Annotated in this window: 6 protein-coding genes; all 6 read left to right on the top strand. The window is 72.1% G+C overall.

The window, feature by feature from the left end; translation table 11 throughout:
* On the top strand, positions 1 to 202 hold a 202-nt coding region (locus AB0G02_RS22470; protein WP_360797426.1), incomplete at its 5' end, for a hypothetical protein.
* A gap of 21 nt (positions 203 to 223) precedes the next feature.
* A complete protein-coding gene (gene ppk2, locus AB0G02_RS22465; RefSeq protein ID WP_360797425.1) occupies positions 224 to 1198 on the top strand; it encodes a polyphosphate kinase 2 in 975 nt (324 codons plus the stop codon).
* 103 nt (positions 1199 to 1301) lie between these two features.
* A complete protein-coding gene (locus tag AB0G02_RS22460) occupies positions 1302 to 2069 on the top strand; it encodes a tetratricopeptide repeat protein (protein WP_360797424.1) in 768 nt (255 codons plus the stop codon).
* Positions 2070 to 2579: 510 nt separating this feature from the next.
* A complete protein-coding gene (locus tag AB0G02_RS22455; protein ID WP_360797423.1) occupies positions 2580 to 6089 on the top strand; it encodes a ThuA domain-containing protein in 3510 nt (1169 codons plus the stop codon).
* A 196-nt stretch (positions 6090 to 6285) separates the two neighbouring features.
* Positions 6286 to 6909 carry a hypothetical protein gene (locus AB0G02_RS22450; RefSeq protein ID WP_360797422.1) on the top strand — a complete coding sequence of 208 codons (624 nt, stop codon included), beginning with the start codon at positions 6286 to 6288 and terminating at the stop codon, positions 6907 to 6909.
* A gap of 186 nt (positions 6910 to 7095) precedes the next feature.
* Positions 7096 to 8184 (top strand): hypothetical protein, encoded by a 1089-nt coding sequence (locus AB0G02_RS22445; RefSeq protein WP_360797421.1) that lies wholly within the window; start codon positions 7096 to 7098, stop codon positions 8182 to 8184.
* The last annotated feature ends 113 nt before the right edge of the window (positions 8185 to 8297 follow it).

Genomic DNA, 8297 nt, shown 5'->3' with positions numbered 1-8297 from the left:
CGTGGAGGCGGGCCGGCCGCAGGACGCGGTCCACCTGATCGCGCACGGCAAGGTGAACAAGATCGGTGGTCGGCTGGTGCGCACCCACCGGGCTCCACGCACGTCCGGATCCCTCAACGGGTCGGCGGCGGGCCGCTCACGGGTGCGGGCCGGGTCCACCCGTCCGGGTGCGAAGCGGGCCACGTCCGGTTTGTCCGGGTAATGACCGGGGTAAGCCGATCCGGTGAACAGCGCGCTCGACATCTCCGACCTCTTCCCCGGACTGCGGGTGGACGACCTCGTGGTGGACTACGAGGACGGGGACGACCCCGTGCTGCGGCACGCGGACGGCACGCCGATCGACACGTGGCGGGAGAACTACCCGTACCAGACGCGGCTGGCGCGCGAGGAGTACGAGCTGTCCAAGCGGCTGCTGCAGATCGAGCTGCTGAAGCTCCAGTACTGGATCAAGGACACCGGCGGCCGGATGGTCGTCGTGTTCGAGGGGCGTGACGCGGCCGGCAAGGGCGGCACCATCAAGCGGTTCACCGAGCACCTCAACCCGCGTGGGGCGCGGGTCGTGGCGCTGGGCAAGCCGACCGAGCGCGAGCAGGGGGAGTGGTACTTCCAGCGGTACGTCAACCACCTGCCGACCGCGGGCGAGATCGTCATGTTCGACCGGTCCTGGTACAACCGGGCGGGCGTCGAGCGGGTCATGAGCTACTGCACCGACGAGCAGTACGAGCGGTTCACGCGGCAGGCGCCGACGTTCGAGAAGATGCTCGTGGACGACGGGATCCTGCTGGTCAAGCTGTGGTTCTCGGTGTCGCGCGCCGAGCAGCGGACCCGGTTCCTGATCCGCCAGGTCGACCCGGTCCGGCAGTGGAAGCTCAGCCCGAACGACGTCAGGTCGCTGGACCTGTGGGACGCCTACACCGAGGCGAAGGTGGCCATGTTCCGCGCCACCGACACCGAGGCCGCGCCGTGGACCGTGGTCAAGAGCAACGACAAGAAGCGGGCCCGGATCGAGGCCATGCGCAGCGTGCTGGCGCGCGTCGGGTACGCCGACAAGGACCCCGAGGTGGTCGGTGAACCGGACCCGCGCGTGGTCGGCCCGGCCGCCACCCTGCTGGAGGAGGGCGAGGACGAGGTGTCGCTCAGCCCGACCCCCATCGCACCCGTGGACGACCCCGACCACGGGCCGGGCATCCACCCGTGACGCCCGCCGGCGGCCACTGACCGGCCGGGACGCCGGCCGTTCACCCGGACGTGCCCGTTCCGCTGCGCACACCGGGTGACGGGTCGCCGCGACAATAGGCACCGTGCGTGATTACCCCGGTGGGCGCAACCACCAGTCGGCGCGGGCGGACGACGGCAGCAACGTCTACCAGGCCGGCCGCGACGTGAGCGTGAACCAGTACCTGCCGCCGCCGCTCCCGCCGCCGCCCGGCACCGACCCGGTGTCGCTGGCCACCCGGCGGCGTGCGGCGGACGCGATGGCGGACTCCGACCGGCTGCACGAGGCGCGGATCCGGTACGCCGGGATGCTCGACGACCACCGCGCGACGCTCGGCGCGGACCACCCGGACACCCTCGACGTGCTGCGGAGCCTGGCGTGGTGCAACGAGGCGCTGAACGCGCACCGGCACGCCCTGGCCCAGTACACCGAGCTGCACCAGCGCTGCGCCGCGTCGCTGGGGCCACTGCACCCGCACAGCCTGTGGGCCCAACGCGGCCTGATGAACGCGACCGGCTGCACCCGCACGGCGACCGAGGCGTGCCGGATCGGGTACTTCCTGGTCGACGGCTGCCTGAAGGCGCACGGCACCGCCGACGAGCGCACCCTCGACGCGATGCACGACTACGCGTGGTGGCTCGGTGCGGCCGGGCGGAGCACCGACGCCCGTGACCTGTACGCGGACCTCTACCACGCGCTGCCCCCGCACCACCCGGTGCGGGAGGTCGCCCAGGCCGAGTACCACCGCTGGCGCGAGGCGGTCTCGTACCCGAGGCGGCTCGACCGCCTGCCCCAGCGCGTGCGGCGGTACTCGCGCACGGCCCAGCAGCGGTGGCGGGACGGGCTCACCTGACCGGTCCGGACCGTCGACCGCGGCACGTGGGCGCGGTGCGTCCGGACGCACCGGAACGGGCTGCGGGCCGGGCCGACCGAGCGCGCACCCGGCCCCAGACTTCGCTCGCAGCGTTCTGCCGTTGATTCGAGGACGGCCGTTCCCGGTCGCTCCCGAACATTTCACCCGAGGATGACCGGAATACTGTCACGCGCATTTCCCGGAACGTCCCGGGAATGCCGTGACCATTTTTCGGCAGGGTTCAGCGCGGCCTGTCGTACCGCCATCCTGTCCTGAAGTTTCGCTGCCTCGCAACCTTCTTGCGCGATCTGAACGCAAGTTGCGCCGATCGGCCCTGTTTGCCGCACCGCAGGACGAGCCGTGGGCCGTTCGAGTGGTAACGCGGTCGAAATAGTTGCGGCCGCTCGCCCGGGTGAGTGTTAATCGATTTCACCACACCGTCCTCGCACCACCGGAAGACCACTGTCTCCGGGCGGCTCCGCACGCGCTCGGGAGAGAGGAATCCCTGCGATGTCCCCTTCCCCATCCCCGTGGGCACGGGCGTTCGGCGCGTCCCTGCTGGCCGCCTCCCTGCTGCTGCCCCTGAACCAGGGCACGGCCGCCGCGGCCATCCCGCCCGGCGACTACCAGCACGTCCAACTGGCCGCCGGCGCCGCCAAGCTCGGTGAGCCGATGTCCCTGACCGTCCTGCCCGACCGGTCCGTCGTGCACACCGCCCGCGACGGCACGGTCCGCATCACCAACGCCGCGGGCAACACCACCACCGTGGCCGGGAAGCTCAACGTCTACACGCACGACGAGGAGGGGTTGCAGGGCGTCGCGGCCGACCCCGGCTTCGCCGTCAACCGCTGGCTGTACCTGTACTACTCGCCGCGGCTGAGCACGCCGGACGGCGACGCGCCGACCGAGGGCACCGACGCGACGTTCGCGGCGTGGCGCGGTGAGCTCTACCTGTCCCGCTTCACCCTCAAGGCCGACAACACGCTCGACATGGCCGGCGAGAAGGTCGTGCTGCGGGTGGCCAACGACCGCGGCCAGTGCTGCCACGTCGGCGGCGACATCGACTTCGACGCCCAGGGCAACCTGTACCTGACCACGGGCGACGACAGCAACCCGTTCGTGTCCGACGGGTACACCCCGACCGACGAGCGGACGAACCGCAACCCGCAGTTCGACGCGCAGCGCTCCGCGGGCAACACCAACGACCTGCGCGGCAAGGTGCTGCGGATCAAGCCGCAACCCGACGGCACCTACACCGTCCCGGCGGGCAACCTGTTCGCCCCGGGCACCCCGCGCACCCGGCCCGAGATCTACGCGATGGGCTTCCGCAACCCGTTCCGGATGAGCGTCGACAAGGCCACCGGCGTCGTCTACCTCGGTGACTACGGCCCGGACGCGGGCGTGAGCAGCGCGACGCGCGGACCCAGCGGGCAGGTGGAGTTCGACCGGATCACCCGGCCCGGCAACTTCGGCTGGCCCTACTGCACCGGCACGAACACCGCGAACGAGACCTACGTCCGCTACACGTTCCCCAGCGGTCCGTCCGGGGCGCATTACGAGTGCGGCACGGGCGTGAACAACACCTCGCCGCGCAACACGGGCCTGACCACGCTGCCCGCCGCGCAGCCCGCGTGGATCAGGTACGCGGGCGACGCGGGCTCGCCGCCGGAGTTCGGCGGCGGCTCGGAGTCACCGATGGGCGGCCCGGTCTACCGCTACGACCCGAACCTCGCCTCACCGACGAAGTTCCCGCAGTCGCTGGACGGGCGCTTCTTCGCGGGCGAGTACGGGCGCCAGTGGATCAAGGCGATCGGCGTGGGCGCGGACGGCTCGCCCGGCGTCATCGAGGACTTCCCGTGGGACGGCACGCAGGTCATGGACCTGCAGTTCGGCCCGGACGGCTCGCTGTACGTGCTGGACTACGGCACGGGCAGCGGCAACCAGGCCATCTACCGCATCGACTACAAGGGCAACGCACCGCGCAACCCGACCGCGAAGGTCGCGGCGGACCGCACGTCCGGACCGGTGCCGCTGACCGTGAAGTTCTCCTCGGCGGGCAGCTCCGACCCCGAGGGCGGCGCGCTGTCGTACCGGTGGACCTTCGGTGACGGCGGCACGTCCACCGAAGCGAACCCCTCCCACACCTACACCGCGGCGGGCAACTACTCGCCCACGCTCACCGTCACCGACCCGCAGGGGCTCACCGGCACGGCGAGCGTCCTGGTCACCGCGGGCAACACCGCGCCCACCGTGACGTTGCAGGCGCCCGGCGACGGGGCGCTGTTCGCGTTCGGTGACGCGGTGCCGTTCCAGGTGGCGGTGACCGACCCGGAGGACGGGCCGGTCGACTGCTCGCGCGTCAAGGTCACCTACCTGCTCGGCCACGACAGCCACCGGCACCAGATCACCCAGGCCACCGGGTGCACCGGGCAGATCGCGGTGCCCGTGGACGGCGAGCACGACGCCGCGGCGAACATCTACGGGGTCTTCGACGCGGAGTACACCGACAAGGCGGGCCTGACCTCGCACTCGGTGAGCACCCTCCAACCGCGTCACCGCCAGGCCGAGCACTACGGCGCCATGCGAGGCGTCGAGCCCGCGAACCACGGTGCCGCGGAGGGCGGTCGCACGGTCGGGTTCACCGACGACGGCGACTGGATCTCGTTCCAGCCCTACCGCCTGGGCAACGCCCGGTCGGTGACGGCGCGCGTGTCCTCCGGCGGTCCCGGCGGCACGGTGGAGGTGCGCGCCGGGGCGGCGACCGGGACGCTGCTCGGCGCGCTCACCGTGCCCAACACCGGCAACTGGGACACGTTCGTCGACGTCTCGACCACCCTGGCGAACGCGCCGACCGGCACGACGACGTTGTTCCTGGTCTTCAAGGGCGTGACGGGGCAGGGCAACCTGCTCGACCTGGACGCGTTCACCTTCACCACCGGGATTACCGCGCCACCGGGTCCGGAGGTGCTGGTGTTCAGCAAGACCGCGGGCTTCCGCCACGACGCCATCCCGGCGGGCACCCAGGCGATCCGGGAACTGGGCGCGGCCAACGGGTTCGCGGTCACGGCCACGGAGGACCCGGCGGCGTTCACCGCGTCGAACCTGGCCCGGTACGCGGCGGTGGTGTTCCTCAACACGACCGGCGACGTGCTGGACGACGCGCAGCAGGCCGCGTTCCAGTCCTACGTGGACGGTGGAGGCGGTTACGTCGGCGTGCACGCGGCGGCGGACACGGAGTACGACTGGCCCTACTACGGGCAGCTCGTGGGCGCGTACTTCCTCTCGCACCCGAACATCCAGGCGGCCACCGTGCGGCCGGAGGACCGCACCCACCCGGCGACCGCGCACCTGCCGACCGCCTGGAGCCGCACCGACGAGTGGTACAACTTCCGCACCAACCCGCGGGCCACGTCCCGGGTCCTGGCGAACGTGGACGAGGCCAGTTACAGCGGCGGCACCATGGCGGGCGACCACCCGATCTCGTGGTGCCGCACGCAGGCGTCGGGCCGCTCGTTCTACACCGGACTCGGTCACACGGTCGAGTCGTACGCCGACCCGGCGTTCCGGACCCACCTGCTCGGCGGCATCCGGTACGCGGCGGGCTTGGTGCAGGCCGACTGCCGGCCGCAGGAGCAGCCGTCGCAACGGGTCGAGGGCGAGGCGTACACGTCGTCGTCCGGCGTGCAGGTCGCGTCGCACGGCACGGCGAGCGGCGGCCAGACCGTCGGCTACATCGACGGCGGCGACTGGGCGGGCTACGGGCAGACCAGCGCCTCGGGCAAGCGCCAGTTCACCGCGCGGGTGTCGTCGGGCAACGCGGGCGGTCGCATCGAGGTCCGCGCCGGGTCGCAGACGGGCGCGCTGCTCGGCTCGGTCGCGGTCGTCGGCACCGGCGGCTTCGACCGGTTCGTGGACGTGTCGACGGCGTTGACCGGCAGCGGCACCGGTCCGGTGTTCCTGGTGTTCACCGGCACCGGGTCGGGCGGGTTGTTCGACGTCGACCACTTCACCCTGTCCTGACCACGGTCGGGTGAGCCAGTCCCCGGGCCCGATCGGCGCGGGCTCGGGGACACGGTCGACGCGCCGTGACGTCGACTCCACCGCGGCCTCTCGATCGAGTGGAGTGCGGTCGGGTCCGCCCCGATCAGCGGCGGGATCCGCGACCCTCCTGGTAGGTGCGCCGCAGCGCGCCAGGTGCTTTTCCAAGGAGGGGAACATGAAGGTGACGTCCATTGCCCGGCGGGCGCTCGTGCGGGCCGGTGCGGCTTTCTCGGTGGTCGCCCTGCTGGTCGCGGCTCCCGCGGGGGCGGGCGCGACGCCCGCCGGACCGACCGGCCCGCTCGCGTCCGAGGTGGAGGAGTTGCTGGCCGAGCACCCCGGAGGCGTCCAGGTCAGCGACAACGCGGTGGCCTGGCTGGGCGGCCGGATCCTCGTGGTCATGCCGTCGCCCGGTGAAGCCGTGGCGCCGAAGGGGCTCGGGGCCAACGTCCGGTACCCGCGGGCGCGGGCGGCGGGGTTGGCGGAACCGGCCGACGCCGCGGAAGTCCGCGACGTGCACGGCTGCCCCTCCGGGACGACGAAGAAGGACAACTACTGCTTCTACGAGAACCGGGACTGGGGCGGCTCGCGGTGGCAGTTCGCCGACACGTGCGGCGACGAGGCGAGCGACTGGGGCTTCTCCGCCAAGACGTCGAGCTGGGTCAACACCGACACCGACAAGACGATCATCGCGTACGCCGGCAGCAGCAGGCTGTGGGACGAGCCCGAGAACAGCGGCTCGAAGTACGTCGGGGACGCCCACAACGACAAGATGACGCGGTGGGACTGCCGCAAGGACTGAGCGCTCGCACCGGGACACGACCGGGCGTCATCCCTCGCGGGGTGGCGCCCGGTCGCCGTGCGGGCCCGCGTCCTGTTGCAGCACGCGCGTTTCTGTCCCGTTGTGTCAATGACAAGCTTTTGGTCCAGACCATAACCTGAGGATCCGCCGCCGCTGTCCACCCTGTCACGCAGAGGAGTTCCGCTCGTGAGGACAGCACGCACGATCACCGCCGCGGTGGCCGCGGCCATCACGACCGCCGCACTGGCCACCGCCCCCGCCGCAGCGGGTCCGGTCACCGACTGGGACCGGATGCTCGCCCAGCAGCCGCTGGTGCGCACCGCCGACACGATCCGGGCCGAGGTGGACCGCGGCGACCACGCCGGGTTCGCGGGCCTGGTGCTGGAGGACGACCACGTCGCGCTGTGGTGGAAGGGCGACGTGCCCGCCGCCGTGCGCGACGCCGCGTCCCGGGGCGAGGCCCCGGTGACCTTCGAAGCCGCACGCCACTCCAACGCCGAGCTCCGCGAGGCCGCCAAGGTCGTGCAGGCGCAACGGGGACCGGGCGTGCACGCGATCAAGGTGCCCGCCGACGGCAGCGGCCTCGTCCTCGGCGCCACGTCCGAGTTCGCGACCCGCTCCGTGGACGTCGACGTGCCGGTGCGGACCGTGGTGGAGCAACCGCTCGCGCCGGTGTCCCGGCAGAACGACGCGCCGCCGTGGAAGGGCGGGGCGACCATCGTGCTGGGCAACGCGGCCTGCACGTCCGGGTTCTCCGTCCGCAACGGCGACAACGCCCGCTTCCTGCTCACCGCGGGCCACTGCGGCAACCCCGGCGTGCGCGTCACCGACCCGACCGGTGAGTACATCGGCACGGCGGGCGCCAAGCACAACGACCACGACATCATGCTGATCCCCACCGGCAACGTGGTGAACCAGCAGTACGTGGGCGGCGGCGACAGCAACTCCACCGAGGTCGTGCGCGGCTGGGGCGACGTCTACACCGGCGAGTACCTGTGCCAGTCCGGCGTCACCAGCGCCCGGGAGACGGGCGGTCCGGTGTGCAACATCAAGGTGCTGTTCTTCTACGCCGACCGCGAGGACCTGGTGGAGGGCGAGCAGGTGAACGGCCAGCCGGCCGCGCGCCCCGGTGACAGCGGCGGTCCGGTGTACGGGCCCTCGTCGGCCGGTGGCGTCATCGCCAAGGGCACGGTCACCCGGGCGGCGGGCGCGCGGATCGGTTTCCAGGACTTCCGCACCGCGAACCGCGACTTCGGCGTCTACATCCCGCTCTGACCGACCCGCGGGCCGCACCCGCTCGGCGCGGCCTGCGTCCCGCTCTGCGGCCGCACCTCGTCCGGGTGAACCCGCACCCCGTTCGGGCACACCGGTGACCCGCTGCGGCGCAC

It is taken from the genome of Actinosynnema sp. NPDC023658 (assembly GCF_040639995.1).
In the GTDB taxonomy this organism is placed as follows: domain Bacteria; phylum Actinomycetota; class Actinomycetes; order Mycobacteriales; family Pseudonocardiaceae; genus Actinosynnema.
The sequence above is the reverse complement of the archived record's forward strand: the minus strand, read 5'-3'. Positions and strand labels throughout refer to the sequence as shown.

Bases quoted from the DNA above. Each gene is read 5' to 3' on its own strand.
- AB0G02_RS22455 (WP_360797423.1), top strand. From the start codon at position 2,580: ATGTCCCCTTCCCCATCCCCGTGGGCACGGGCGTTCGGCGCGTCCCTG.
- AB0G02_RS22450 (WP_360797422.1), top strand. From the start codon at position 6,286: ATGAAGGTGACGTCCATTGCCCGGCGGGCGCTCGTGCGGGCCGGTGCG.